The following is a 25,234-nucleotide window of genomic DNA, read 5'->3' on the forward strand; positions in this document are numbered from 1 at the left end:
CTCGCCCGCCCGCTTCCCCAGGTCACCCAGGAACTCCCATGACCGCAAACCGTCCGTACGTGCTGATTCTCTTCTACTCCCGCCATGGCGCCACCCGCGCCATGGCCGAGCGCCTCGCCGCCGGCGTCGAGGCGTGCCCGGGCATCGATGCGCGCCTGCGCACGGTGCCCGCCGTCTCGGCCACCTGCGAGGCGGTGGAACCCGAGATCCCCGAGGCCGGCGCCGTCTACGCGACCCTCGACGACCTGCGCCACTGCGCGGGCCTGGCCATCGGCAGCCCGACCCGCTTCGGCAACATGGCCGCCCCGCTCAAGTACTTCATCGACGGCACCAGCGAGCTGTGGCTGGGCGGCGCCCTGATCGACAAGCCGGCCACCGCCTTCACCTCCACCTCCAGCCTGCACGGTGGCCAGGAGACCACGCTGATCTCGATGCTGCTGCCACTGCTGCACCACGGCATGGTGTACGCCGGCCTGCCCTACAGCGAGATCGAGTTAATGGCGACTACGGGCGGCGGCACGCCCTACGGCGCCAGCCACCTGGCGGGCACGCGTAGCGATCGCCCGCTGGACGAGCACGAGCGCACGCTCGCCTTCGCCCAGGGCAAGCGCGTCGCGCGCCTCGCTCTGGCTCTCGAGGCGTCACGCCGGGAGGCCAAATGAGACAGTGGCTGGAGGGACTGGAGGCCCGCAAGGGACTCGATCACCTGACCGACGCCTCACGCCGACTGGTGCTCGGCAGCTATGGCATCCTGCTGGCGCTGATGCTCTATCGCGGCCTGCTGGTCACTACCGACGGCAATCCCCTGGTGCCCCTGGTGGCCTTCGTGCTGCCGCTGGTGCTCTTCCTGCCGTCGATCATCGCCCGTCGCCCGCGCGGCCATGCCTGGCTCTCCTTCGTCAGCCTGCTCTACTTTACCCAGGGCGTGATGGTCGCCACCCTGCCAGGCCAGGGGCTGCGCGGCACGGCCGAGGCGCTGGTCTCCCTGGCGCTGTTCACCGGGTGCATGGGCTACGCGCGTTTCCGCAGCCGCCAGCTGCGCGCCGGCTAGCGGCGGGGGCGAAAAATGCTAGGCTGGGCGGGGCCGGCCGTAGCTCGACGACCGGTCCTCCCCCGACACGAAAAGGAGATCGTGATGACCCCGATGCGCAGACCGCTGATCGCCGCCGCCACCCTGACCCTCGCGCTCGTCAGCGCCACCAGTAGCTACGCCGCCGACGTCGACAAGGCCATCGAGTACCGCCAGGACGCCCTGGGTGTGATCGGCTGGCAGATCGGCCCGCTGGGCGACATGGCCCAAGGCAAGATCGACTACGACGCCGAGGAGTTCGCCCGCCGGGCCGAGAACCTCGCCGCCGCGGCGCCCCTGCCCTGGGAAGGCTTCATCGAGAGCTCCCTGCGGGGCGATGGCCACGGGATCGACACCGCCGCCCTGGCCGATATCGCCGACGACTGGGCGGACTTCGAGTCTCGCCAGCAGGCCCTGATCGAGGAGACCGCCACCCTGGCCGAGCTCGCCCAGGGAGACGACGTCACCGCCATGCGCCGCCAGGTCGCGGCGGTCGCCGATACCTGCAAGGGGTGTCACGACAACTACAAGGCCGAGTGAGCCGACGCCAGGCGCCAACAAACGAGGAGGCGACCCACGGGCCGCCTCCTCGCTTTTGTGTCACCCCGCCCGGCCTAGCGCGGCCCGACCGTCACAGCCGCCAGAGCCAGGCGACCACACCGACCGCTACCAGCAGCAGTCCCGTGGCCCGCCACGGCCGGCCCGCGTCGCGGGTCACCGTCTCGCCGGGCGCATCCAGGGGCGTCGCGTCCAGCCGCTTGCGGCCATGGATCATGGCGCCCACCAGACGCTCACCCTTCAGGCGATGGATCAGCAGGGCCAGCAGGTGCAGGCCGATCAGCACGAGCAGCAGCTGGCCGTTCCAGTGGTGCAGGGTGCGCAGCGCATCGCTGGTCGCCGTGGAGACCTGGTCGTAGAGCGGCGCCTGAAAAAAGACATCGTCGCTCAGGAAGAGTCCGCTGATCGCCTGAACGCTCAGCGACAGCAGCATGACCATCACCGCCAGGCCACCGAGGGGATTGTGGCCGGCATAAGGCGGCAGCGCGCCGCGCCACAGGGCCCTCAGGTAGTCCCGCATGGCGCGCGGCCCGTGCAGGAAGTGCCACACGCGAGCATGGTGGCTACCCGCCAGCGCCCAGCCCCAGCGAAACAGCAGCAGCCCCAGCACCACCAGTCCGGCTCGGGCATGGATCTCGACGGGAAAGACGAAGGGGGCTCCCCCCAGCTTCATGGTGTAGTACGAGAGCGCCACGGCACTCACCAAGGCCCAGTGAAACAGACGAATCGGCAGATCCCAGACTCTCACGCGGTGCATATTGCTGCCTCCTTGCCTTCCTGCAATAGTATATCCCTGCCTCTAGGGGAGGCACGGGTCGCGTCGGCCCATGATAGCTCGCCCGATGCAGTGTTACCGCACCCGCACACGACGACAAGGAGGTCCACGGTGCCAAACCGCCACGCCTGGCACGAGGCCAGCGTCACGACCCTGCCGGTGATGTTCGGCTACCTGCCGCTGGGGGCCGCCTTCGGCATCCTCGCCATCGAGGTCGGCATCCCGGTCTGGGGCGCGCTGTTGATGTCGCTGGTGATCTACGCCGGGGCCGGACAGTTTCTCGCCGTGGCGCTGCTCGCCGCCGGGGCGGGCCTGGTGGAGGTGGCCGTGGCCACCCTGATGCTCAACTCTCGCCATCTCTTCTACGGCCTCTCGCTGCTCAAGCGCTTCCAGGGCGCCGGCTGGCGCAAGCCCTATCTCATCTTCGCATTGACCGACGAGACCTACTCGCTGTTGACCACGCACGGCGGCGAGCGTGAGCTGGACCACGCCCAGGCCTTTCGCCTCAGCCTGCTCAACCAGCTCTGGTGGGTGCTGGGCAGTGTGGCGGGCGTGCTGATCGGCACCACCCTGACCTTCGACAGCCGCGGCATCGAGTTCGCCCTGACGGCATTGTTCATCGTGCTGACGCTGGAGCAGGCCCGGCGGCTGCGCCAGTGGCTGCCCTTCGCCATCGCACTGGCCACCGGCCTCGGCGCCGTGCTGCTGCTGCCCGACCGCCACCTGCTGCTGGGCGCCATCGGCGCGACCACCCTGATCCTGCTGACCGACCACCGCCGCCGTCAGGCACAACGCGAGGCCCTGTCCCCATGACCTCCATCGAGCTGCTGATCTTCATCGCCGTCTGCGCCGCGGCGACCTTCGCCACCCGCGTGCTGCCGTTCGTGGCCCTGGCGCGCCAGGCAGAGCACCCGCTGATCCTCCACCTGGGGCGCTACCTGCCGCCGGCGGTGATGATGATCCTGGTGATCTACGCGCTGCGCGACTTCCGCCCCCTGACCGACGGCCGCCTGAACGTCGCCCCCGACGGCTGGCCGCTGATCCTCGCCTCGCTCGCGGTGGTGGGGCTACACCTGTGGCGACGCCATGCCCTGCTGTCGATCGCCGGCGGGACCGGCGCCTACATGGCCATGGTGCAGCTGGGCTGGACACCGTAAGCTTGGGGAAAGATTTCGCATGGCCCGTTGATCCAGGGCATTGAGCTTGGCCCGACGAGCGGCGACCATGGCACAAACTTCAAGGAGACGGTCATGACACGCAATATTGCCGATATTCGGCGCGACTATGAGGGTGGTCAGCTGGACGAGACGGACTCGCCCGACGAGCCCATGACGCTGTTCGACGAGTGGCTGACCCTGGCGCTCGACACCGAGGGCAGCGACGGCAACGCCATGACCCTGGCCACGGCCGACAGCCAGGGACGCCCCCACGCCCGCATCGTGCTGCTCAAAGGCACCGATGAGAAGGGCATGGTGTTCTTCACCAACTACCACAGCCACAAGGGCAGCGAGCTCGCCAACGTGCCCCACGCCTCGCTGGTGTTCTGGTGGCCCGGCCTCTCCCGCCAGGTGCGCGTCGAGGGCCGGGTCGAGCAGGTCAGCCCGGAGGAGTCGGACTCCTACTTCGCCAGCCGCCCCCGCGGCAGCCAGCTGGGCGCCTGGGTCGCCACCCAGAGCGTGGTGATCCCCGATCGCACCTGGCTCGCAGAGCGCGAACAGCGCTTCGAGCGTGCCTACGAGGGGCAGGACATTCCCCGCCCGATCCACTGGGGCGGCTACCGCGTGATCCCCGACATGATCGAGTTCTGGCAGGGGCAGCCGAGCCGGCTCCACGACCGCCTGCGCTACGAGCGCCGCGACGGCAGCTGGCACCGCTTCCGCCTGGCGCCCTGACCCCGCCTCGGCGTCGACAGGACACTCATCCGGCCCACTCGGATCCGAACGGAACGCGGCCCCCGCCATGGCGGGGGCCGCGTTCTTTTCTAGCGCCGGTGAGGGTGGGTGTCAGTCCGGCTGGCTCTCCAGGCGGTGGCGCTGCCACTCGCTCTCCGGCTCGTTGAGGCGCAGCACGGCGTCCACCACCTGCTCCTCCATGTTGTAGCGCAGGCGAAAGCCCAGGTGCTTCATCAGCGAGCGCATCGGATGGTTGTCGACCATGATCTTGCCGATCATCTCCAGGGTGCCGACGCTCTGGCAGTAGCCGATCATCTTCTTCATCAGCAGGCTGCCGATGCCCAGCCCCTGGAGATCGTCGCGAATGATCACCGAGAACTCGGTGCGGATATTGTCGGGGTCGTTCCACACCCGCACCACGCCGAGCATCTCCTTGGCGCCGCTCTCGCCACGGTGCTCGGCGATGAAGGCCATCTGTCGGTCGTAGTTGATGTGCGAGAGGATCGACAGGTCCCGCTGGGTGAGGTCGGCCTTGTTGTGGAAGTAGCGAAAGCGGATGCTCTCCTCGGAGAGCTGCTCGTGGAAGCGAGTGATCAGCGGCGCGTCCTCGGCACGGATCGGGCGCACCTCGACCTCCCAGCCGTTCTTCAGCGTGAACCACTCACGCAGCTCTTCGGGATAGGGCATGATCGCGAAGCGCGCCGGGGTGCCGAGGTCCATGGCGAAGTCCACGGCCAGCAGGCCATCGCGATTGAGCACCAGCGGGTTGAGTTCCAGCCCGCGCAGCTGGGGCAGGTCGCTGGCCATCTGCGACAGGGTCACCAGCAGCTCGCAGAGCCGCTCCAGGTCGCGCTCGGGATGGTTGGAGTGCTCGCGAATCAGCGCCGCCGCATGGGTGCGCCCCACCACGTCCGCCGCCAGGCTCATGTTGAGCGGCGGCAGCGCCACCTGCCGGTCGGCCAGGATATTGACCTTGTAGCCGCCGATACCGAACACGATCACCGGACCGAACACCGGGTCGCGGGTGATGCCAGCGCACAGCTGCATGGAGTGCTTGCCGCGCTGCATGGCTTGCAGGCAGTACTCGCGAACCGCGAAGTCCGGGAACTTCTCCTGCACCCGGTCGCCCAGGCGCCCCACCGCCTCGGCGACCTGTTCCGGGGTCGCCAGGTCCTGGAGCAGGCCGGCGGAGATCTTGTGGGGGTGCTGGCGGTAGCGGAAGGGACGGCAGTTGCCCTCATGAACCACCTTGAGGGCCATGGGCCCCTCGAATGCGGCCGACGCCTCGGCCGCCTCCTCCGGCGTCCGGGGATAGCGACTCGACGCCACCGGCAGCCCGTAGGCCTCGAGCACCTGCGCCGTCTCGGAATGTGAGAGGGTCTCGCGTCCCGCCTCGCGGGCCTCCTCGATCAGCTGCCGGCAGCGCCGGCGGATCTCCGGGGTCGTGGCGAAGGGCAGGCTCGGCGGAATCTCCTGGAGCAGCGCCTGCACGCGCTGGTAATTCACCATGTGCATGAAGGCCTTGACCGCCTTCTCGGGGCTGAGATAGGTAGGAATGCCCGCCAGGTTGCACTCGTGGCGGGCCGACAGCGCCTCGTTCAGGCCCATCCAGCTGGTCAGCAAGTTGCGCCGAAAGCGCTTGCGGGCGGCGATGATCGCCTGGGCGGTGGTCTTCGACGGGGCCTGCCGCGTCGGGGCATGCACCACCAGCACGGCATCGACGCCGCGGTCGGCCGCCACGATCTCCAGGGCCTCCACGAGCCGTTCCGGGGTGGCGTTGCCGCCCAGGTCCACCGGGTTCTCGCCGGGCTTGCTCATGTCGAAGTCGTCACGGCGCAGGGCGTCGCGGGTCTCTTCGCTGAAGCTAGCCAGCTTGCCTCCGGCATTGATCAGCTTATCGATGGCGAGCATCGCCGGGCCCAGGCCGTTGGAGACGATGGCCAGCCGATCGCCCTTCAAGGGCTTCATCCGCGACAGCGTCTCCAGGGCATCGAAGAGCTCGTCGGAGTCGTTGACCCGCACCACCCCCGCCCGGGCGAAGGCCGCATCGAAGATCTGGTCGCGATTGGCCACGCCGGGCGTCGGCGGCAGGCCCGAGATGTCAGATTCGGCGGTGCGCCCGCTCTTGATGGCCAGCACCAGGCGGTTGCGCGACGCATCGCGCAGCGCGGTCATGAAGTGCTGGGCATCCATGATGCGCTCGAGGTGGAGCAGGATCGCCTGGGCCGGCGAGAACTGGTTGATGTAGTCCATCAGGTCGGGCAGCAGCACGTCGACGCTGTCGCCCACGGTAAGTAAGTGGGAGAAGCCGATGCCGCGGCCGGCGGCCCAGTCGATCATGGCGTTACCGAGCATGCCCGACTGGCCGAGATAGGCCACGCGGCCGGCCTTGACGGGCTGGCTGGCGTAGGAGGCGTTGAGCTTGCGCCCGGGGACGATCAGCCCCATGCACTCGGGGCCGAGCACACGGATGCCGGAGGCCCGGGCCGCGCCGAGCATACGGCTGCGGACCGAACCCTTGTCGCCGTGCTCGCGGTCGAGGTGGGCCCCGCCGGAGAGCACCAGCGCGGCCTTGACCCCAAAGCGGCCCAGGGTGTCGATCAGCTTGGGCACCGTCTGCACCGGCGAGCAGATCACCGCGAGGTCTGGCACCTCGGGAAGATGCGACACCCGGGTGACGCAGGGCGCCTCGAAGACCGCGTCGTAGCCCTTGGGATTGACCGCCCAGACGCTACCGGGAAAGCCGCCCTCGCGAAGGTTGCGGATCACCAGGCCACCCATGGAATGGGGCTTCTCTGACGCTCCGATCACCGCGATGGTGCCGGGCTCGAAGAAGTGGCGAAGAAAGCGCGTGCTCAAGCCAGGACCTCCTGCGCGGGGGCTCGCCCCGTCGCGTTTACGACTTATGGACACTGTCCGGCAAGCGGGCGTCACGATTAAGGTGACTTCAGACTTCCCGGAGCCAGCGCATGATCACCGCCTACATTACCCACCCAGACTGTCAGTTGCACCACATGGGGCCCGAACATCCCGAGAGTCCGCTGCGACTGGACGCCATCCGCGCGCGCCTGATGTTGTCCGGCGTCCTGCAGCAGACCATGCAGTCGGATGCCAAGGCGGCGACCGAGGAGCAGCTGGCCCGGGTCCACCCCCTGCGCCACCTGCGCGCCCTGGACAAGTGCGTGCCGGACCAGGGCATCGTCACCCTGGACAGCGACACCATGATGAACCCCGACAGCCTGACGGCGGCGAAGATGGCCGCCGGCGCGGTGGTGCGGGGCGTCGATCAGGTGTTTCGCCGCCAGGCCGACAACGTCTTCTGCGCGGTGCGCCCGCCCGGCCACCATGCCGAGGCCACCGACGCCATGGGCTTCTGCTTCTACAACAACGTGGCGGTGGGTGCCGCCCATGCCCGGGCGAAGTACGGGGCGCGCCGGGTCGCGATCCTCGACTTCGACGTGCACCAGTGCAACGGCACCATCGATATCTTCAAGGATGACCCCGAGGTGCTGGTCTGCACCAGCTTCCAGTACCCCTTCTATCCCTGGCGCTACCTGCGCAGCGAGTGGCAGAACGTGGTCAACACGCCGCTGTCAGGCGGTACCGACAGCGCCGCCTTCCGTCGCGCGATCGAGGACGACTGGCTGCCGGCCCTGCACGCCTTCAAGCCGGAGATCGTGCTGGTCTCGGCGGGCTTCGACGCCCACCGCGAGGACCCCATGGCGGAGCTCTGCCTGGAGGACGAGGACTTCTACTGGGTCACCCGCCTGGCGCTGGAGATCGCCGCGCTGTATGCCGACGGGCGCCTGGTCTCGGTGCTGGAGGGCGGCTACGACCTGGACGCCCTGGGACGCAGCGCCGAGGCCCACCTTACCGCCCTGCTCGGCCTCCCGTTCAGCGGCTGACCGGTGTTTCTCGCCGGCGGGAAACAGGCGCGCGTGCATCCGGGGTCTGGAAGGCCTGGACGCACGCCTAACTGAGCGCAGAACACGGGGCATCGGCTCCGGCGGGTGTGATAGGCTGGAAGAAACCTGGTTTCCGATAGTGAACAAGGACAGTGATCGCGCATGACCGCCACCACCGATCAGGGCGCCGCCCTGCGTATCGCCGCCGGCCGCAAGCCCTTCGTCGAACCGCTGCGCCTGGGCGAGCGCGTGAAGGAGATCCGCCTGGCCAACCAGTGGACCCTGGAGGATGTCAGCCAGCGCACCGGGCTCGCCCGCTCGACGCTTTCCAAGATCGAGAACGATCAGATCTCGCCGACCTTCACCGCGGTGCAGAAGCTGATCGACGGCCTGGGCATCGACCTGCCGCAGTTGCTCTCTCCGCCCAAGGTCCAGGCTCGCACCATGGGGCGTCGCGACCTGACGCGTCGCGGCCACGGTGAGCGCCACCCCACTCCAACCTATGAGCATGAGCTGCTCAGCTGCGAGCTCGCCCAGAAGCGCATGATCCCCTTCAAGACCATCGTGCGGGCCCGCGCTTTCGAGGAGTTCACCGAGTGGGTGCGTCACGATGGCGAGGAGTTCCTGATGGTGCTCGAGGGCGATATCCGGCTCTATACCGAGTACTACGAGCCGCTGAGCCTGACCGAGGGCGACAGCATCTACTTCGACAGCGCCATGGGCCACGCCCTGGTGTCGACCAGCGAGGCCGATGCCGTGGTGCTGTCGGTCTGTACCCGGGGCGACGGCACATCCTGAGACTGGGTCCGTACATTACGGCCCTTACACTCCTGTCCCTAGGTTCCTGTGCTGAGGTTCGCGTCCTTGGGTGCCGGCCCCGGGGTTCACGATCCGAGTCTCATGCGCGAGCCCGGTCACCCGGGCGGCGCGTCGGCATGGCATCCAGTTCGAGCCGTCCTCCGCCGTGGATGGCCTGGAAGTGTCGCCCCTTGGCGCGGGCGATCAGCAGCACGCCGAAGCGCTCGGCCAGCTCCACGCCCTTCTGGGTGACGCCCGAGCGCGACACCAGCACACCGATGCCCATCTGTGCGACCTTGAGCACCATCTCCGAGGTCAGCCGCCCGGTGGTATAGAAGATATCGGCGTCGCCGCTGTCGGCCTCGGCGAGCCACTGGCGCCCCGCCAGGGTATCCACGGCGTTGTGGCGCCCCACGTCCTCGACGAAGTCCAGCACCGCCTCCTGGCGGCAGAGCGCACAGCCATGCACGGCGCCGGCGCTGCGATAGGTCTCGTTGTAGGCGCCCAGGTTGTCCAGCAGCCGATAGAGCACCGACTGGCGCATCACCGTGGCCGGCAGCGGGCGCAGGGCGGTCGACTCGAGCAACCGTCCGAAGACCGTGCCCTGGCCGCATCCGGTGGTCACGGTGCGCTGGCCCAGGCGCTCCTCCAGATCCTCCGGCAGGCGACGGGTCACGACCGCCGCCGCCTCGACCTCCCAGTCCACCTGCACCGCCTGCAGATCCCGCGCCTCGCCGAGCAGTCCCTGGTTGCGTAGGTAGCCCACCACCAGCGCCTCCGGATCGGCCCCGAGGGTCATGAGCGTGACGATCTCGCGCTTGTTCAGGTAGACGGTGAGGGCCCGTTCCGCGGCGATCGCCTGGCGCTTCGTCTCGCCGAACTCATCCAGCACCTCGATTTCCAGGGTGGCGGGCAGGCGTGCCCGGCTCAGGCTGATGTCGTGCATCCACGGCTCCTCGACAGAACGTTGATTCTCGATGATGGCACTCGCGGCCGGCGGTGTCTTTACTGTGTAAAGGTTAGTTGACACTCGACAGTGTCTCTTATATCAGAAATTTCTGTACTATTGGCACTGTCGGCACCCTTTGCCACTACCCGGTGTCGACATTCAACAACGCATCGCGACAAGCGTCCTCACCCCGCCCAGCCCCGGAGAGACTTACCCATGGCGTCGATCAGCAGCACTCGCCCCCTGAGTTTCACGATCGTCGGCGAGCCGCTCACCATCAAGGGCTTTGCCACGACCCGCTGGCGCATCGCGAACCTCACGCCCGGCGACGCTGGCCCCTGCCGGCTCGACCTGCAGCTCTACATGACCGAACGCTCGGCCTACCGCTTCAACCTGACGAGCCGCACGCCGCGACTGTTCATCCGGGCCGGCGAGGCGGGCGGGATGCCCCGGCCCGATGCCATCACCGCCAGCCAGGACGTCGCCGCCGGCTGGCTCGACGGCGAGCATCAAGTATTGGAGGTCGACATGCCGCTGGCCATCCAGGCCTGGCTCGAGGCCTATCTCGCCCATCATGGCGAGGCGCCCGAGGAGGGGCGCAAGAAGAAGCGCAAGGGCGCCGGTCGCGCCCGGGAGGCCGAGTCATGAGCCGGCTGGAGCGCTGGTCGCGCCTCAAGCGGGGCGAGGCGCAGGAGGCCCCGGTCTCCTCGCCACCCGCCGAGGGCGAGTGGCCACCCTCGAGCCTCGGGGCCGATGGCCGAGAGGAAGACATTCCCGAGGATGACTCGCCGGAGACCCTCGAGCCGGGCAGCCTCGACCATACCCTGCCCGACCCCGACACCCTGCCCCCGGGCAGCGACATCAAGGCCTACCTGGTCTCGGGCGTCAGCGCGGGGCTGCGCAAGCGCGCCCTGCGTCGACTCTTCGCCGCGAGTCACTACGGCGTGCGTGACGGCCTCGACGACTATGACGATGACTTCCGGGCGAAGCTGAAGCCACTGGCCGAGGACGTGGCCGAACGGCTGCGCCAGTGGACCCGCCGTGAGGTCGAGGACGATGACGAGATGCTGGAAGCCGAGGCGCCGAAAGAGGTGTCGTCACGGGACATGGACAGCGACGAGCACGACGCCCGTGAAACACCGCCGGAGGCATCCGATACCGCCTCGGACAGCGATATCACCGAAGACGCCGAGGCGCGCACCCCTGAGCGCCCGGGATAACAGCCCGCAGCAACGCGGCCGCCGAATGTCACCGTCCGGCCCATTGAGCCGGTCTATCGGGATCATGCATCAGTCCTATGCATTAGACCAAGGCAGCGTTTGCGCACGCCGAGAATTCGACCAAGACTGATGCGAAGGCACATAACTATGACAAGACGCCTACCGCACGCACGCAACCGTGAGACTGCATGAACCAGCACATCGAACTGATGCCGGTCGACGACGACCGCAACCGGCAGGCCAGGGAAGCCGCGCGACGTCGCGTCTCCTGGCCCATCAATCTCAGCCCCGCCCGCGTCAGCTATAAGAGTGACGGCCACGCCCTGATACTCGGCAACGAGCGCGACGCACGGCATGCCGCCCGCGCCCTCGTGGCGCGGGGTCTCGCACCCCCTGCCCTACTGGTCACCGAGCCCCTCCAGGGCGACGCCGGTAGTGACGCCGGTAGTGATGAACAACACGAGGCCCTGCTCGCCGAGACTGCCAATCTCGCCTGCCAGACGCTATCGCGCGCCCAGGCGCGGGCACTGACTATCGACGGCTACCTGGGACGCTTCGGCGTCAGCGTGCCCGATGGCGATGGCGCGCTGAACCTCGCCCGGGCGCTGGCCGAGCGCGCGCACTTCGACCTGATCCTCGATCTCGGTGCCACGCCGGCCCTCGCCCTCGAGCTTCCTCCGCCGGGCTATGTCGCCCTGGGCTGGCAGGACGCGGATCGCGACGAGCGACTCGAGGCCCTCGCCGGGCTGGTCGGCGAGTTCGACAAGCCGCGCTACTTCCAGATCGACAACGACCTCTGCGCCCATGCCAGTAGCGGCAACACGGGCTGCACCCGCTGCCTGGACGTCTGCCCCGCCGATGCCGTCAAGAGCCACCAGGGCCGCATCGAGGCATGGATCGAGATCGACCCCTTCCGATGCCACGGCGTGGGCAGCTGCAGCAGCGCCTGTCCCACGGGGGCCATCCAGTTTCGCCTGCCCGAGACCGCCCGCCAGCAGGACACCCTGCTGGGCTGGCTTACCGCCTATCGCGAGGCCGGCGGCACGGCGCCAGTGGTGCGCTTCGCCGAGGCGAGCGACCTGGAGGCCGAGGGCGAGGCGGCGGGCCATGTGCTCGACGTGCCCCTCGAGGAGCTCGGTGCCGCCGGTCACGATCAGTGGCTGACGGCCCTGGCCGCCGGCGCGGCCGAGGTGCGCATTCAGTGCCATCCGCGCATGCCCGAGCGCCTGACCCGCTTCATCGACGACCAGCTCGCCCAGGCGCGCGCCCTGCTGACGGCCCTCGGCCACTCGCCGGAGCGGATCGGCCGCCTCGCGGCCGGTGACGCGGCGGCCCGCGATGCCCTGCCGCTCGAGCCGCCGTTGACGCAGACGCCGCCGGTGTTCGAAGGCCATGACAAGCGCCGCCGGCTCAACGCCGTGCTCGAGCATCTGGCGAGCCTGGGCGCCCCGGACGGTCAGCGCCATCGCCTGCCGTCCGGCGCCGCCTATGGCGATATTGCGGTCGATCGCGACGCCTGCACCCTGTGCATGGCCTGCGTCTCCAACTGCCCGACCCCGGCGCTGGCCGCCGGCGACGACAGCCCGCTGCTGAGCTTTCGCGAAGCCGATTGCGTGCAGTGCGGGCTCTGCGCCGAGGCCTGCCCCGAGGACGCGATCACTCTCGTCCCCGGCTTCCTGGCCGACGCCCAGCGCGGCGAGCGCCAGGTTCGCCACGAGGAGGACGCCTTCCCGTGCATTCGCTGCGGCAAGCCCTTCGCCACCGTCAGCACCGTCGAGACCATCAAGGCCAAGCTCGCCGACCACCCCTACTTCACCGGCGACGCCCTGGCCCGCCTGGAGATGTGCGAGGACTGTCGCGTCAAGGACGTCTGGCAGGACATGGCCCGCAACCCCGAATCGCAGCTGAAGGTGTGACCGCATGAACGAGCTGAACGAGAGCGATGCGCTGCGAGCCGACGTCTACCGGCTGCTGGCCAGGCTGCTGCGCGAGGCCCCGGATGCCGCCCTGCTCGACTGGCTGGCCGGGCTGGAGATCGACGCCGACGGCACCCTGCTCGCCGAGCACTGGGCGGCATTGATCGAGGCGGCACGCGCGACCACCGCCGAGGAGCAGGCACGGGCCCATTTCCGCCACCTGGTCGGGGTGGTCCAAGGCGACGTCACGCCCTACGCCTCCTGGTACCGCAATGGCGAACTGATGGATGCGGCGCTGGTGGCGCTGCGCCGGGACCTCAAGGCGCTGGGCTTCCAGCGCGCCGAGCATAGCCGCGACCCCGAGGACCACCTCGCCGCGCTGGCGGAGGTGATGGCGATGCTGATCGAGGCTCGCTCGCCGGACGAGGCGCGTTTCTTCATGGCCCATCTCGCCCCCTGGGCCGCGGACTGCCTCGCCGACCTCGGCCGGGTCGACACCCCTTTCCAGGCGCGACTGGGGCGGCTCGGCCAGGCCTTCCTCGAGCAGGAGGCCCGTCGCCTCGAGGCCGAGGCCCAACAGGATCCGGTGCGAATCGTCGAACCCTGACGCCGCACGGCACACCGTGACATCACCAGAACAGCGCCCGTCAGGGCCAGAGCAGCGAGACACAGGAGAGATCCCCATGCCCAGCACACGCAACCCGCAGCGTCGGCGCTTCCTCAAGACCCTCGGCGTCGGCACCGCGGCCGCCGGCGCGGCGGCCGCGGTCGGCCACGTCACCCTGGCCCAGGCCGATGCCAAGCCCGAGGCCCCGGAGGCCGAGCCCTCCCGCGAGTATCGGGAAACGCCTCATATTCGAGCCTTCTACGCCACCCTGCGTGATTGACGGCCCCGAGCCAGGAGAGCGACACCATGCGTCTGACACCTAAAACCAATACTCCGAGGGCCAGCGGACTGGGCATTTCCCGTCGCCAGTTCCTCCAGCGCAGCGGCGCGACCACCGGGGGGCTGGCCGCCGCCGGCTTCATGGGCGCACCAATGATGCAGCGTGCCGAGGCGGCCGAGAAGACCGCCTGGTCCGATGCCCCGGTCGAAACCAAGCGTACCGTCTGCTCCCACTGTTCGGTGGGCTGCGGCGTCTATGCCGAGGTGCAGGAAGGCGTCTGGACCAAGCAGGAACCGGCCTTCGACCACCCCATCAATCGCGGCGCCCACTGCGCCAAGGGCGCCTCGCTGCGCCAGCACGGCCACTCCAGCCGTCGCCTCAAGTACCCCATGAAGCTGGTCGGCGGGGAGTGGCAGCGTCTGAGCTGGGAGGATGCCATCGAGGAGATCGGCGACAAGGTGCTGGCGCTGACGGAGCAGCATGGACCCGACAGCATCTACTGGCTGGGCTCGGCCAAGTTCAATAACGAGCAGGCCTACCTGATGCGCAAGTTCGCCGCCCTGGCCGGTACCAACAACACCGACCACCAGGCACGCATCTGTCACTCCACCACCGTGGCCGGGGTCGCCAACACCTGGGGCTACGGGGCGATGACCAACTCGCTCAACGATATCCAGAACAGCCGATCGATCATGTTCATCGGCTCGAACCCCTCTGAGGCGCACCCGGTCGCCATGCAGCACATCCTGCTGGCCAAGGAGCGCAGCCAGGCGCAGATCATCGTCGTCGATCCACGTTTCACCCGCACCGCCGCCAAGGCTGACAGCTTCGTGCGGATCCGCCCCGGCTCCGACGTGGCCTTCATCTGGGGCCTGCTGTGGCACATCTTCGAGAATGGCTGGGAAGACAGCCAGTACATCGAGCAGCGGGTCTACGCCATGGACCAGGTGCGTGAGGAGGTCGCGACCTTCTCGCCCGATGTGGTCCAGAACATCACCGGGGTACCGGAAGCAACGATGCGCGACACCGCCCGCCAGCTGGCCGAGAACCGTCCGGGCTGCATCGTCTGGTGCATGGGCGGTACCCAGCACACCACCGGCAACAACAACACCCGCGCCTACTGCATCCTGGAGCTGGCGCTGGGCAACATCGGCAAATCCGGCGGCGGCGCCAACATCTTCCGCGGCCACGACAACGTCCAGGGCGCCACCGACCTCGGCCTGATGTCGCACTCCCTGCCCGGCTACTACGGCCTCTCCGAGGGCGCCTGGCAGCACTGGGCACGGGTCTGGGACCTGGACTACGAGTGGCTCAAGAGTCGCTTCGACCAGGCCGAGTACGCCGATGGAAAGCCGATGAACGCCAGCGGCATCACGGTATCGCGCTGGATCGATGGCGTCCTCGAGCAGGAGGAGGACATCTCCCAGCGGACCCGCCTCAAGGCGATGTTCTACTGGGGCCATGCGGTCAATTCCCAGACCCGCGGCCCCGAGATGCAGAAGGCCATGCAGCAGCTCGAGATGATGGTCATCGTGGATCCCTACCCCACCGTGGCCGGGGTCATGCACGACCGTCAGGACGGCGTCTACCTGCTGCCCGCGGCCACCCAGTTCGAGACCACCGGCAGCGTCACCGCCACCAACCGCTCCATCCAGTGGCGCGACAAGGTGATCGAGCCGCTGTTCGAGTCCAAGCCCGACCACGAGATCATGTACCTGCTCTCGCATAAGCTCGGCTTCGGTGAGGAGCTGTTCAAGAACATCCGGGTCGAGGGCAGCGAACCGCTGATCGAGGATATCACCCGGGAGTTCAACGCCGGCATGTGGACCGTGGGCTACACCGGCCAGAGCCCCGAGCGTCTGAAGGAGCACCAGCAGAACTGGCACACCTTCAGCTTCCGCGACCTCAAGGCCGAGGGCGGGCCCGCCGACGGCGACTACTATGGGCTGCCCTGGCCCTGCTGGGGCACGGCCGAGATGGGCCATCCCGGCACGCCGATCCTCTATGACACCAGCAAGAAGGTCTCCGAGGGCGGCCTCACCTTCCGCGCCCGCTTCGGCATCGAGCGCGACGGCGAGAACCTGCTGGCCGACGGCGTCTTCAGCCAGGACTCTGAACTCGAGGACGGCTATCCCGAATTCACCGACGCCATGCTCAAGGATCTGGGCTGGTGGGATGACCTGACCGACGCGGAGAAGACCGCGGCCGAGGGCAAGAACTGGAAGACCGACCTCTCCGGCGGCATCCAGCGCGTGGCCATCGCCCACGAGTGCGCCCCCTTCGGCAACGCCAAGGCACGCTGCAACGTCTGGACCTTCCCGGATCCCATCCCCAAGCACCGCGAGCCGCTCTACACCAGCCGCCGCGACCTGGTGAAGGACTATCCGACCTGGGACGACGTGACCTCTCACTACCGCCTGCCGACCCTCTACCGGAGCATCCAGGAGCAGGACGTCACCGCGAAGTACCCGATCATCCTCACCTCCGGGCGACTGGTGGAGTACGAAGGTGGCGGCGAGGAGACGCGTTCCATGTCCTGGCTGGCCGAGCTGCAGCAGGAGATGTTCGTCGAGATCAACCCGGCACTCGCCAACGACCTGGCCATCGCCGAAGGCGACATGGTGTGGGTCGAGGGCGCCGAGGGCGGGCGCGTCAGGGTCAAGGCGCTGGTCACCCCACGGGTGGCCCCCGAGGTGGTCTTCATGCCCTTCCACTTTGGCGGCATGTTCCAGGGCGAGAGCCTGCACGATCGCTACCCGGAAGGCTCGGCCCCCTATGTGCTCGGCGAGGCGGCCAACACCGCCACCACCTACGGCTATGACTCGGTGACCCAGATGCAGGAAACCAAGTGCACCCTGTGTCGCATCGAGAAGGCAAGCTGAGGAGAACCCCATGGCCACAATGAAATTCATGTGCGACGCCGAGCGCTGCATCGAGTGCAACGGCTGCGTCACCGCCTGCAAGAACGCCAACGAGGTCGAATGGGGCGTGCAGCGCCGCCGCGTGGTGACCCTCAACGACGGCGAGCCCAGCGAGGTCTCAATCTCGGTGGCCTGCATGCACTGCGACGATGCGCCCTGCATCGCCGTCTGTCCCACCGAGACCCTCTACCAGCGCGATGACGGCATCGTGCTGCACGACAAGGACCTGTGCATCGGCTGCGGCTACTGCCTCTACGCCTGTCCCTTCGGCGCGCCGCAGTTCCCGAAGCAGAACGCCTTCGGCGAGCGCGGCAAGATGGACAAGTGCACCTTCTGCGCAGGCGGGCCGGCGGAGACCAAGGAAGAGGAGTACCAGAAGTACGGCGCCAACCGCATCGCCGAGGGCAAGCTGCCGCTGTGTGCCGAGATGTGCTCGACCAAGGCGCTGCTGGCCGGGGATGCCCAGGAAGTCGCCGACATCTTCCGCCAACGCGTCGTCCAGCGCGGGCACAAGGACGGCGGCTGGTCGGGCAACCCCAGGGCCGACGCCGACTCCCTGGCCTACGATGCCACCCAGCAGGGGTAAGGAGGCGATGCCATGAGCATTTCGATGAAGCACGCGGGGGCCGCCCGGCGACTCCTGACGCTGCTGGTGCTGCTGGCCGGCCTGGTGCTGTCCTCGCTGGCGCTGGCACAGGAGGCCGATCCCGGCCGGGAGGCGGCCTTCGCCGTCCCCGCCGTGGACGCCGACCTGTGGCGACAGGTCAAGGCGGGCGAGACGGGCCCCAACTACCGGGACTCCCGGGCCGAGAGCACCTATAACCTGGTGAATGCCAGCGGCGAGACCTGGCGGCAGATCCGCGAGCGCTGGATCTCCCCGTTCGGGGCGATCGCGGTACTGGGCATGATCGCGGCGATCGCGCTCTTCTACCTGCTGGTGGGACGCAAGAAGCTCGACGAGCCGCGCACCGGGCGCAAGCTGCTGCGCTGGTCGCTGGTCGTGCGCTCCCTGCACTGGACGGTGGCGACGCTGTTCATCCTGCTGGCCCTCACCGGGCTCAACCTCGCCTACGGCAAGACGCTGTTGCGTCCGCTGTTCGGCGACGGGGCCTGGGCGGCGATGATGTCGGGCACCAAGCTGATCCACAACTACCTGGGGCCGCTGTTCGGCATCCTGCTGGTGATTCTGCTGCTGCGCCTGCTCAGCCACAACATCCCGAAGGCCCATGACCTTGAGTGGTTCGCCAAGGGCGGCGGCCTGGTCGGCAAGGGGCATCCCGACGCCGGCTTCGCCAACGGCGGCGAGAAGGTCTGGTACTGGCTGCTGGCCACCGCCGGCCTCGCGGTGATCGCCAGCGGCTTCGTGCTGGACTTCCCCAACTACGGCCAGGCGCGTGACACCATGCAGTGGGCCAGCATCATCCACGCCGTGGGGGCCCTGGGCCTGACCGCCGTGGCCCTGGGCCATATCTACATCGGCACCGTCGGCACCGAAGGGTCGCTGGAAGGCATGACCACCGGCTACGTGGACGAGAGCTGGGCCAAGGAGCACCACAACCTCTGGTACGAGGAGGTCAAGGATCAGGCCATTCCCGAGGAGCAGCTGGCCGAGCAGCGCCCGGCCGCCGAGGGTGACGCGCCCGCGCCACGCTCCGGCTAAGCCACACCCTCGATGCCCCCTACGACACCGCCTGCGGGCGGTGTCTTTTTTGTTAAGCTGACCCCACAGATCCCCCGACCATCGGAGAGCGACGATGCCACAACTCGACGACGCCACCCGCACCGAACTCGAGGCGGCCGCGTTTCGCCGCCTGCTGCGCCATCTGGACGAGCACAAGGAGGTCCAGAACATTGACCTGATGATCCTCGCCGACTTCTGCCGCAACTGCCTCTCCAAGTGGCTGGTGGCTGCCGCCGATGAGCGGGGGGTCGAGCTGGACTACGACAGCGCCCGGGAGCATGTCTATGGCATGCCCTATGGCGAGTGGAAGGCGAAGTACCAGCAGGAGGCCACCCCCGAGCAGCAGGCGGCCTTCGAGGCGCGCCAGGCAGCCAAGCAGGAGACCCAAGGCGAATGAGCGAACCGATGATTCCCCTCTCCGTGGCGGTGCTGACCGTCTCCGATACGCGTAACGAGGAGACCGATCGCAGCGGCCAGGCCCTGGTCGAGCGCCTGACCGCCGCCGGCCACCGGCTGCACGAGAAGCGCATCGTGCCCGATGACATCTATCGCATCCGTGCGGTGGTGGCGGACTGGATCGCCGACGATGCGGTGCAAGTGATCCTGACCACCGGCGGCACCGGCTTCACCGGTCGCGACTCCACCCCCGAGGCGGTCTCGGTGCTGCTCGACAAGCAGATCGAAGGCTTCGGCGAGCTGTTTCGCCACCTCTCCTGGCAAGAGATCGGCAGCTCCACCGTGCAGAGCCGTTGCCTCGGCGGGTTGGCCAACGCCACCGTGGTGTTCTGCCTGCCCGGCTCCACCGGCGCCTGTCGCACCGGCTGGGACGGCATCCTCGCCGAACAGCTCGACAGCCGGCACAAGCCGTGCAACTTCGCCAACCTGGTCATTCCCGAGCGAGGCCAGCATGCGTGACAGGACGACCCATCGGCATAAGCCATGCAGCTCTCTACACCTTCAGGCCAACCGGGGCATTCCCGAGCGGGGCCAACATGGCTGAGCTGAAACCCGTCGAGGCGGCCCTCGCCGCGCTGCTCGAGGGCGTCACCCCCACGCCCGCCGAGACCGTGCCCTGCGCCGACGCCGCGGGCCGCGTGCTCGCCGAGGCGATCGAGGCGCGCCTCGACGTACCCGCCTTCGACAACAGCGCCATGGACGGCTATGCCCTGCACCACGGCGACGCGGGCAAGCGGCTGCCCGTCGCCCAGCGCATCGCCGCGGGCTCGCCGGCGACGCCGCTGGCGCGCGGCCAGTGCGCCCGCATTTTCACGGGCGGCGCGCTGCCCCCGGGCGCCGACTGCGTGGTGATGCAGGAGCGCGTGACGCTCGAGGACGACGTCGCCTCCCTTCCGGCGGATGTCCCGGCGGGCGACAACGTTCGCCGCCGCGGGCGTGACGTGGCGGCCGGTGCGCCCCTGCTACCCGCCGGGGAACGGCTCGAGGCCGCGGCCCTGGGGCACCTGGCCGGCCAGGGCATCACCGAGGTGGTGGTGCGGCGCCGGCCTCGGGTGGCGCTGCTCTCCACCGGCGACGAGATCGTCGATCCGGGCACGCCCCTGGCCGACGGCCAGATCTACAACTCCAACCGGCCGATGCTCAGGCGACTGCTGGAGCGCTTCGGCGCCGAGCTGGTGCGTGTCGTCTCGGTGCCGGACGATGCCGCGGGCACCCGCGACACCCTCGCCGCGGCGGCGTTGGAGGCCGATCTGGTGATCAGTACCGGAGGGGTGAGCGTCGGCGAGGAGGACCACGTCAAGGCGGCGCTCGAGTCGCTGGGGCAGCTGGATCTGTGGCGGCTGGCGATTCGCCCGGGCAAGCCCCTGGCGCTGGGGCGGCTGCCGGGGCCGGCGGGCCAGGACGTGCGCTTCGTCGGCCTGCCCGGCAACCCGGTGTCCTGTTTTGTCGGCGCCTGGCTCTTCCTGCGCCCGCTGCTGGGCGCCCTGCAGGGCTGCCCTGCCCTGGCGCAGCTGCCCCGTCTCGCGGCGCAGGCGGAATTCTCGACCTCCACCGGTCCGCGCCGCCACTACATGCGCGTCACCCTGGCCTTCGGGGAGGACGGCATCGTGGCTCGGGCGTTTCGCGACCAGAACTCGGGGGTGCTGTCGTCGTGCATCGGCGCCGATGCCCTGGCGGAGATCCCCGCCGAGACCCGCATCGAGCCGGGCGATCGCCTCGACTGCCTGTGGCTCAGGGTCGATTGAGGACCGATTGGACTGAAGGTCGATCGAGGATCGATCAAGAGGCGGCTGATGCCGGCCTCAGGCCGGCACGCCGAGCTCGGCATTGACGGCCGACCATAGCCGCTCGAAGTCGCGGGAGAGGCGGACGTAGTCCGCCTCAAGCCAGGGGACCAGCTCGGCCAGGCGATTCGGCCCGGAGAGTCGCCCGCCGATGCCTTCGATGGCACGACAGGTGAAGGTGAAATCCGCATAGCGGTTGAGCCAGTCCTGCTCCACCAGCACGGGCACCATCCCCGCCAGCCGGCCCGGGGCGGGAGAGGCCTCGAGCAGCCGGTAGCAACGCGCGATCAGCCGGCGCCGCTCGTCACCTTCGAGCGTGCGGGCCGCGAAGTGATCCCAGACCAGGTCGAGGGCGATGCCGGCGAAGCGGCGCTGCGGCCACGGCGTGCGCGCCAGGACGTCGGCGACCACCGGGTGACCATCGACGAAGGCGTCCACCCGACGGTGGTGGCGGATACCCGCCGCGGTCGCCAGCGGCCAGGCCGAGAGGTCGATGCCCTTCACCCCGTCGGCGATCAGGTTGCCATACAGGAAGTCGTCACCGCCGCCGCGGGCGAGCCAGCCATGGGCAAGGAAGTTCACGGTGGGCCGGTCACAGGCAATGGGTGGGCTTGGGCAGCCCGGCCAGCCGAGCCGCCACCTTGGCGGGGCTACCGGGGAAGAGGCGCATCAGGTGGATCGAACGGCCCTTGTCGGGCCCCAGGGCCTTGCCCACCGCCTTGACCAGAGGCCGCATGGCGGGCGCCATCTCGTAGCGCGCATAGAAATCGCGCAGCACCCTGAGCACTTCCCAGTGCTCCTCGGTCAGTTCGATGCCCTCCTCGCGTGCCAGGGCCTCGGCGATCTGGGGCGACCACTGCGTCATGTCGACGAGATAGCCTTCCGGATCCAGGCCGTACTGGTCTTTGTCTAAAGATAGATAACGGTATATTTCTGTAGAAGCCATCAGTACCAGCTCACCGTCCGTTCGGCTTCCTCGGTCAGGGTCACGAAGCCATCCACATCGACCACCTGCACGCTTTCCGCGCAGCGTCCCAGGAGCCCGCGGGCCTGCAGGTCTTCCTGGAGGGCGAAGAGCCGCCCCTCGATCTGGGCGTAATAGCGCACCAGCTGGGGCAGCGCCCCCTGAACGCCGTCCTCGATCAGCAGCAGGACATCATCCGGCCCCATGCCGCTCAGGGCCTGCTCATAGACCCGACTGTTCGCCGGGGAACGGTTCACCACATGCAACAGCATCCAGGGTCTCCTCGCGACTCGGGCTAGAAGGTCAATACCAGGCGGTGGGCGGAGAGGGCCTCTGAGAGGGCCTCGGCCGACACGGGAGTCACATCGAGCATCAGCTCGTCGGCCGCGAGGCCGAGCGCCGAAAGCGCCTGCGCGTCCACCAGCAGGGTCTCGATATCATACATCTCCAGCATCTCCAGCGTCGCGGCCGTCCCCTTCTGCTCGAGCGGCCCGGGCCCTTGCCCCGGCATCAGGGCCGTAACGCCCTCCCCCATGAACAGCAGTGAAACGCTCTGCCCGAAGGCGGCGGCGACCAGGGCGGCGTCCAGCCCTTCCTTCAGCCAGCTGCTGCCGTGAGGCGCATGGCGCAAGATGACCAGCAGGTCACGGAGTGGATCGTCGTGTTCGTGCATCATCGCTCCATCACATGCCGAGATTCAGGGGCCGAAGGTCACCAGCCGGTCGCAGCGGGTGCCCAGATCGATCAGCTGCCCTAGCCCGGTGAGCTCGAAGGGCGCCGCCACGCTGATCCCGTCCTTGCCGTGCCGAGCGGCCTCGCGCTCGTCGAGCAGACCGCGACGCAGCGCCGCGGCGATGCAGACCTGCAGCGAGACCTCATGCTCGTGGGACAGCGCCGTCCAGGCATCCACCAGATGCGGCTCGTCTTGCGGGGGGGCGGCCAGCCGAGCCGCATTGTGCACCCCGTCGTGATAGAAGAATACCGCCTCCAGGCGGTGGCCGCGCGCCACCAGGGCGTGGGCGAAGCGCAGGGCCGAGTGGCTGGCCTGATGGGTGTAGGGAGCGCCCATCAGCAGGATGGCGTAGCGCATGAGGTCCTCCTGAAACAACCTGGCCCCGCCGGTTGGCGGGGCCAGATGATCCTGATACCGCGTTGGGGTCAGTCCTGGCTCATGATCCCCAGGATCGACAGCAGGCTGATGAACAGGTTGTAGATCGACACGTAGAGCGTGATGGTGGCGAGAATGTAGTTGGTCTCGCCGCTACGATGCACGATCTCGCTGGTCTGATAGAGGATGGCCGCCGAGGAGAACAGCACGAAGCCGGCGGAGACCATCAGCGACAGGGCCGGAATCTGCAGGAAGATGCCCGCCAGCATGGCCAGGATCAACACGATGGCGCCGGCCATCAGGAAGTTGGCCAGGAAGCTGAAATCCTTGCGGGTGATCAGCGCCACTGCCGAGAGCCCCACGAAGGTGATGCCGGTCATGCCCAGAGCGGTCATGATCAGCTGAGCGCCGTTGGGCAGGGTGAGGTAGGCGCTCAGGATCGGCCCGAGCGTGAAGCCCATAAACCCAGTGAAGGCGAAGGTGGCGAGCAGCCCCATCGCGGAATTGGCGGTCTTGTGCACCAAGAACATGAGGCCGTAGGCACCGATGAAGAACACGAAAATGTTCATGCGCTCGATGCCCATGCTCATGGCTGCGCCCGCGGTGACCGCGGAGAACAGCAGGGTCATCGCCAGCAGGCCGTAGGTATTGCGAAGGACCTTGCTGGTACCGACCGACTGCGACTGCGTCTGCTGACGTGTCGTCTGCGTCTCTTGATAAGCCATGGATCCGAAGCTCCCTGTATGGTTGGACTAGGCACTAGACTTAGGATGCAGCCAGATGGTTCCCGACGCAAGCGCCCGGCTAGTCAGGGTTCAACGCCTTTTCCGCGGCTGAGGCCTCCTCCAGGACCCGCCGCGCCACCCGCGCCGCGGAGTCACAGACCTCCTCCCCAGCGTGCTCTAGGGCCGCCAAGTCCATCCAGCAGAGCGCCGTGGCATCGTCCGCGGCCGCCTCGATGCCGCCCTGCCACTCCAGCTGGACCACCACGATGACGAAGTGCATGATCAGCGCACCCTCGGCGTCGTGATCGAAGACGTCGAGGGCGGTCAAGATGCGCCGCGGGTCGGCCAGCACGCCGGTTTCTTCTCGCAGTTCGCGGGCCGCGGCCTGCTGGAGGCTCTCCCCCGCCTCGACCTTGCCGCCGGGCAAGGCCAGCTTGCCCGCGTTGGGGGGATTGCGCCGCCTGACCATCAGGATGCGATCGTCCCTCATCACCGCGGCCGACACAGCGGGTATGGGGTGCACTGTGGTACCTGCCGAGCGCTTAGGCATAAGGGTCTCCTGCGATCATCGTGCCCCCATTGTGCCCCACCCCTGAACCGGGGGCTAACATCCTGATCCAGATGGGCTCTTGACCTGCGGATGAAAGCTGGTAGAGTACGCATCCGTAAGCCGGAGGGATGGCAGAGCGGTTGAATGCACCGGTCTTGAAAACCGGCGTAGGTTAATAGCCTACCCAGGGTTCGAATCCCTGTCCCTCCGCCACCTTTTGATGAAAACCAGCCCCCTGCGGCTGGTTTTCTTGTTTCAGCGTACGGACCACACTGATGGCGGCGCACCGGATCGTCGCGCGACGATCACGCCGCGTCCGGACGCGAAACATGGGTCCCTTCCCCGCTGTCCACTCTCGAGGCGCCACCGGGCAACGCCCGACGGCATCATCCCGCGCCCTTGCACCGCGAGGCCGCCACCCGACAAAGGCCCATCCCGCCATGGCACTGAAGGCAACGATTCATCGAGTACAGCTGCAGGTCGCCGACATGGACCGGCACTACTACGCCGATCATGCCCTGACCGTGGCGCAACATCCCTCGGAAACCGACGAGCGCATGATGGTCAGGCTGCTCGCCTTCGCGCTGAACGCCGACGAGGCCCTGGCCTTCGGCCGCGGCGTGAGCACCGACGACGAGCCCGACCTGTGGCGCAAGAACCTCACCGGTGAGATCGAGCAGTGGATCCAACTCGGCCAGCCCGACGAGAAGGGCATCCGCCGCGCCTGCGGCCGCGCCGACGAGGTCATCCTCTACACCTACAGCGGCCATGGCGCCGCGCTCTGGTGGGACTCGCTGGCCGGCAAGCTCGCGACCCTCGACAACCTGACGGTAGTCGCCATCGCGCCGGAGGCAGTGCAGTCGCTGGCGGGCATGGCGGCGAAGAGCATGTCCCTGAGCGCCACCCTGCAGGATGACACGGTGTGGCTCGCCGACGGCGAACAGGCCGTCGAGGTCACCCTCGAGGTGCTCAAGGCGGCGACCCGGCAGGCGTGAGTGGCCAAGACCGCTCCTCGCCCCTCCCCGTCGGCCCTCATTGCCCCAACGCATCATGCTGCGCTCAATAAAAGCGCAGCC

30 protein-coding genes and 1 tRNA gene are annotated in these 25,234 nt (G+C 68.2%); 21 read left to right on the plus strand and 10 right to left on the minus strand.

Features of this window, described 5'->3' with window-relative positions; genetic code table 11:
• Positions 1-38 precede the first annotated feature (38 nt).
• The 3 genes from wrbA to ABE957_RS05560 all read left to right on the plus strand — a co-directional run bounded on the left by wrbA (position 39) and on the right by ABE957_RS05560 (position 1,609).
• Entirely contained in the window at positions 39-662 is a 624-nt protein-coding gene (gene wrbA, locus ABE957_RS05550) for an NAD(P)H:quinone oxidoreductase (RefSeq protein ID WP_349757687.1), read from the plus strand.
• Positions 659-1,051, plus strand: a complete 393-nt coding sequence (locus ABE957_RS05555; RefSeq protein ID WP_349757688.1) for a DUF2069 domain-containing protein — start codon at positions 659-661, stop codon at positions 1,049-1,051. The genes wrbA and ABE957_RS05555 overlap by 4 nt, the downstream gene beginning before the upstream one ends.
• 84 nt (positions 1,052-1,135) lie before the next feature.
• Positions 1,136-1,609: a c-type cytochrome gene (locus ABE957_RS05560; RefSeq protein ID WP_349757689.1), complete on the plus strand. Its 474-nt coding sequence runs from the start codon at positions 1,136-1,138 to the stop codon at positions 1,607-1,609.
• Between the two features lie 91 nt (positions 1,610-1,700).
• Here ABE957_RS05560 and ABE957_RS05565 read toward each other — a convergent pair whose 3' ends face one another.
• Entirely contained in the window at positions 1,701-2,384 is a 684-nt protein-coding gene (locus ABE957_RS05565; RefSeq protein ID WP_349757690.1) for a cytochrome b/b6 domain-containing protein, read from the minus strand.
• A gap of 129 nt (positions 2,385-2,513) precedes the next feature.
• On the opposite strand from ABE957_RS05565, the gene ABE957_RS05570 reads away from it, so the two are divergent.
• From ABE957_RS05570 to pdxH, 3 genes are all read left to right on the plus strand, one after another.
• Positions 2,514-3,215 (plus strand): AzlC family ABC transporter permease, encoded by a 702-nt coding sequence (locus tag ABE957_RS05570; protein ID WP_349757691.1) that lies wholly within the window; start codon positions 2,514-2,516, stop codon positions 3,213-3,215.
• Positions 3,212-3,559, plus strand: a complete 348-nt coding sequence (locus ABE957_RS05575; RefSeq protein ID WP_349757692.1) for a branched-chain amino acid transporter permease — start codon at positions 3,212-3,214, stop codon at positions 3,557-3,559. Before ABE957_RS05570 ends, ABE957_RS05575 begins: the two co-directional genes overlap by 4 nt.
• A gap of 93 nt (positions 3,560-3,652) precedes the next feature.
• Positions 3,653-4,294, plus strand: coding sequence for a pyridoxamine 5'-phosphate oxidase (gene pdxH, locus ABE957_RS05580; protein WP_349757693.1), 642 nt, complete (start codon positions 3,653-3,655; stop codon positions 4,292-4,294).
• Between the two features lie 111 nt (positions 4,295-4,405).
• Here pdxH and ABE957_RS05585 read toward each other — a convergent pair whose 3' ends face one another.
• Complete coding sequence (locus ABE957_RS05585) at positions 4,406-7,153, minus strand: bifunctional acetate--CoA ligase family protein/GNAT family N-acetyltransferase (protein ID WP_349757694.1); 2,748 nt, start codon at positions 7,151-7,153, stop codon at positions 4,406-4,408.
• A 110-nt stretch (positions 7,154-7,263) separates the two neighbouring features.
• Between ABE957_RS05585 and ABE957_RS05590 the strand changes: the two genes are divergently transcribed.
• Positions 7,264-8,199, plus strand: coding sequence for a histone deacetylase family protein (locus tag ABE957_RS05590; protein ID WP_349757695.1), 936 nt, complete (start codon positions 7,264-7,266; stop codon positions 8,197-8,199).
• Positions 8,200-8,361: 162 nt separating this feature from the next.
• Positions 8,362-8,997, plus strand: coding sequence for a helix-turn-helix domain-containing protein (locus tag ABE957_RS05595; RefSeq protein ID WP_349757696.1), 636 nt, complete (start codon positions 8,362-8,364; stop codon positions 8,995-8,997).
• Positions 8,998-9,097: 100 nt separating this feature from the next.
• Here the strand turns inward: ABE957_RS05595 and ABE957_RS05600 are convergent, their stop codons facing one another.
• Entirely contained in the window at positions 9,098-9,943 is an 846-nt protein-coding gene (locus tag ABE957_RS05600) for a formate dehydrogenase accessory sulfurtransferase FdhD (RefSeq protein WP_349757697.1), read from the minus strand.
• A gap of 219 nt (positions 9,944-10,162) precedes the next feature.
• Between ABE957_RS05600 and ABE957_RS05605 the strand changes: the two genes are divergently transcribed.
• The 11 genes from ABE957_RS05605 (at position 10,163) to ABE957_RS05655 (ending at position 20,772) form a co-directional block, all read left to right on the plus strand.
• The gene (locus tag ABE957_RS05605; protein WP_349757698.1) at positions 10,163-10,594 is read left to right on the plus strand and encodes a DUF3305 domain-containing protein; all 432 of its coding nucleotides are present in this window, start codon (positions 10,163-10,165) and stop codon (positions 10,592-10,594) included.
• Positions 10,591-11,166, plus strand: coding sequence for a DUF3306 domain-containing protein (locus ABE957_RS05610; RefSeq protein WP_349757699.1), 576 nt, complete (start codon positions 10,591-10,593; stop codon positions 11,164-11,166). The genes ABE957_RS05605 and ABE957_RS05610 overlap by 4 nt, the downstream gene beginning before the upstream one ends.
• Before the next feature lie 188 nt (positions 11,167-11,354).
• Entirely contained in the window at positions 11,355-13,082 is a 1,728-nt protein-coding gene (locus ABE957_RS05615; protein ID WP_349757700.1) for a 4Fe-4S binding protein, read from the plus strand.
• Positions 13,083-13,086: 4 nt separating this feature from the next.
• The gene (locus ABE957_RS05620) at positions 13,087-13,689 is read left to right on the plus strand and encodes a TorD/DmsD family molecular chaperone (protein ID WP_349757701.1); all 603 of its coding nucleotides are present in this window, start codon (positions 13,087-13,089) and stop codon (positions 13,687-13,689) included.
• Between the two features lie 76 nt (positions 13,690-13,765).
• Positions 13,766-13,969 (plus strand): twin-arginine translocation signal domain-containing protein, encoded by a 204-nt coding sequence (locus ABE957_RS05625; protein WP_349757702.1) that lies wholly within the window; start codon positions 13,766-13,768, stop codon positions 13,967-13,969.
• Between the two features lie 26 nt (positions 13,970-13,995).
• Complete coding sequence (locus ABE957_RS05630) at positions 13,996-16,851, plus strand: formate dehydrogenase subunit alpha (RefSeq protein WP_349757703.1); 2,856 nt, start codon at positions 13,996-13,998, stop codon at positions 16,849-16,851.
• Positions 16,852-16,861: 10 nt separating this feature from the next.
• Positions 16,862-17,476: a formate dehydrogenase FDH3 subunit beta gene (fdh3B, locus tag ABE957_RS05635; protein ID WP_089848956.1), complete on the plus strand. Its 615-nt coding sequence runs from the start codon at positions 16,862-16,864 to the stop codon at positions 17,474-17,476.
• Between the two features lie 12 nt (positions 17,477-17,488).
• A complete protein-coding gene (locus tag ABE957_RS05640) occupies positions 17,489-18,550 on the plus strand; it encodes a formate dehydrogenase subunit gamma (protein WP_349757704.1) in 1,062 nt (353 codons plus the stop codon).
• 94 nt (positions 18,551-18,644) lie between these two features.
• The gene (locus ABE957_RS05645) at positions 18,645-18,968 is read left to right on the plus strand and encodes a DUF1244 domain-containing protein (RefSeq protein WP_349757705.1); all 324 of its coding nucleotides are present in this window, start codon (positions 18,645-18,647) and stop codon (positions 18,966-18,968) included.
• On the plus strand, positions 18,965-19,486 hold the full coding sequence (moaB, locus tag ABE957_RS05650; protein ID WP_349757706.1) for a molybdenum cofactor biosynthesis protein B: 522 nt from the start codon (positions 18,965-18,967) through the stop codon (positions 19,484-19,486). The genes ABE957_RS05645 and moaB overlap by 4 nt, the downstream gene beginning before the upstream one ends.
• 77 nt (positions 19,487-19,563) lie before the next feature.
• On the plus strand, positions 19,564-20,772 hold the full coding sequence (locus ABE957_RS05655) for a molybdopterin molybdotransferase MoeA (RefSeq protein WP_349757707.1): 1,209 nt from the start codon (positions 19,564-19,566) through the stop codon (positions 20,770-20,772).
• A 57-nt stretch (positions 20,773-20,829) separates the two neighbouring features.
• Here the strand turns inward: ABE957_RS05655 and ABE957_RS05660 are convergent, their stop codons facing one another.
• The 7 genes from ABE957_RS05660 to ABE957_RS05690 all read right to left on the minus strand — a co-directional run bounded on the left by ABE957_RS05660 (position 20,830) and on the right by ABE957_RS05690 (position 24,158).
• Positions 20,830-21,393: an acyl carrier protein phosphodiesterase gene (locus ABE957_RS05660; protein WP_349757708.1), complete on the minus strand. Its 564-nt coding sequence runs from the start codon at positions 21,391-21,393 to the stop codon at positions 20,830-20,832.
• 10 nt (positions 21,394-21,403) lie between these two features.
• On the minus strand, positions 21,404-21,757 hold the full coding sequence (locus tag ABE957_RS05665; protein WP_349757709.1) for a TusE/DsrC/DsvC family sulfur relay protein: 354 nt from the start codon (positions 21,755-21,757) through the stop codon (positions 21,404-21,406).
• Complete coding sequence (gene tusB / locus ABE957_RS05670) at positions 21,757-22,047, minus strand: sulfurtransferase complex subunit TusB (RefSeq protein WP_349757710.1); 291 nt, start codon at positions 22,045-22,047, stop codon at positions 21,757-21,759. Before tusB ends, ABE957_RS05665 begins: the two co-directional genes overlap by 1 nt.
• A 23-nt stretch (positions 22,048-22,070) precedes the next feature.
• The gene (gene tusC / locus ABE957_RS05675) at positions 22,071-22,451 is read right to left on the minus strand and encodes a sulfurtransferase complex subunit TusC (protein WP_432765401.1); all 381 of its coding nucleotides are present in this window, start codon (positions 22,449-22,451) and stop codon (positions 22,071-22,073) included.
• Between the two features lie 21 nt (positions 22,452-22,472).
• Positions 22,473-22,865, minus strand: a complete 393-nt coding sequence (gene tusD, locus ABE957_RS05680) for a sulfurtransferase complex subunit TusD (RefSeq protein ID WP_349757712.1) — start codon at positions 22,863-22,865, stop codon at positions 22,473-22,475.
• A gap of 68 nt (positions 22,866-22,933) precedes the next feature.
• A complete protein-coding gene (locus ABE957_RS05685) occupies positions 22,934-23,608 on the minus strand; it encodes a Bax inhibitor-1/YccA family protein (RefSeq protein WP_349757713.1) in 675 nt (224 codons plus the stop codon).
• Between the two features lie 79 nt (positions 23,609-23,687).
• Positions 23,688-24,158 carry an NUDIX hydrolase gene (locus ABE957_RS05690; RefSeq protein WP_349757714.1) on the minus strand — a complete coding sequence of 157 codons (471 nt, stop codon included), beginning with the start codon at positions 24,156-24,158 and terminating at the stop codon, positions 23,688-23,690.
• A gap of 122 nt (positions 24,159-24,280) precedes the next feature.
• On the opposite strand from ABE957_RS05690, the gene ABE957_RS05695 reads away from it, so the two are divergent.
• Positions 24,281-24,371: transfer RNA gene (locus ABE957_RS05695), tRNA-Ser, on the plus strand.
• 227 nt (positions 24,372-24,598) lie between these two features.
• Positions 24,599-25,153 (plus strand): YaeQ family protein, encoded by a 555-nt coding sequence (locus ABE957_RS05700; RefSeq protein WP_349757715.1) that lies wholly within the window; start codon positions 24,599-24,601, stop codon positions 25,151-25,153.
• Positions 25,154-25,234 lie beyond the last annotated feature (81 nt).

Origin of the sequence: Halomonas pelophila (assembly GCF_040196315.1) — a bacterium.
GTDB classification, from domain to species: domain Bacteria; phylum Pseudomonadota; class Gammaproteobacteria; order Pseudomonadales; family Halomonadaceae; genus Halomonas; species Halomonas pelophila.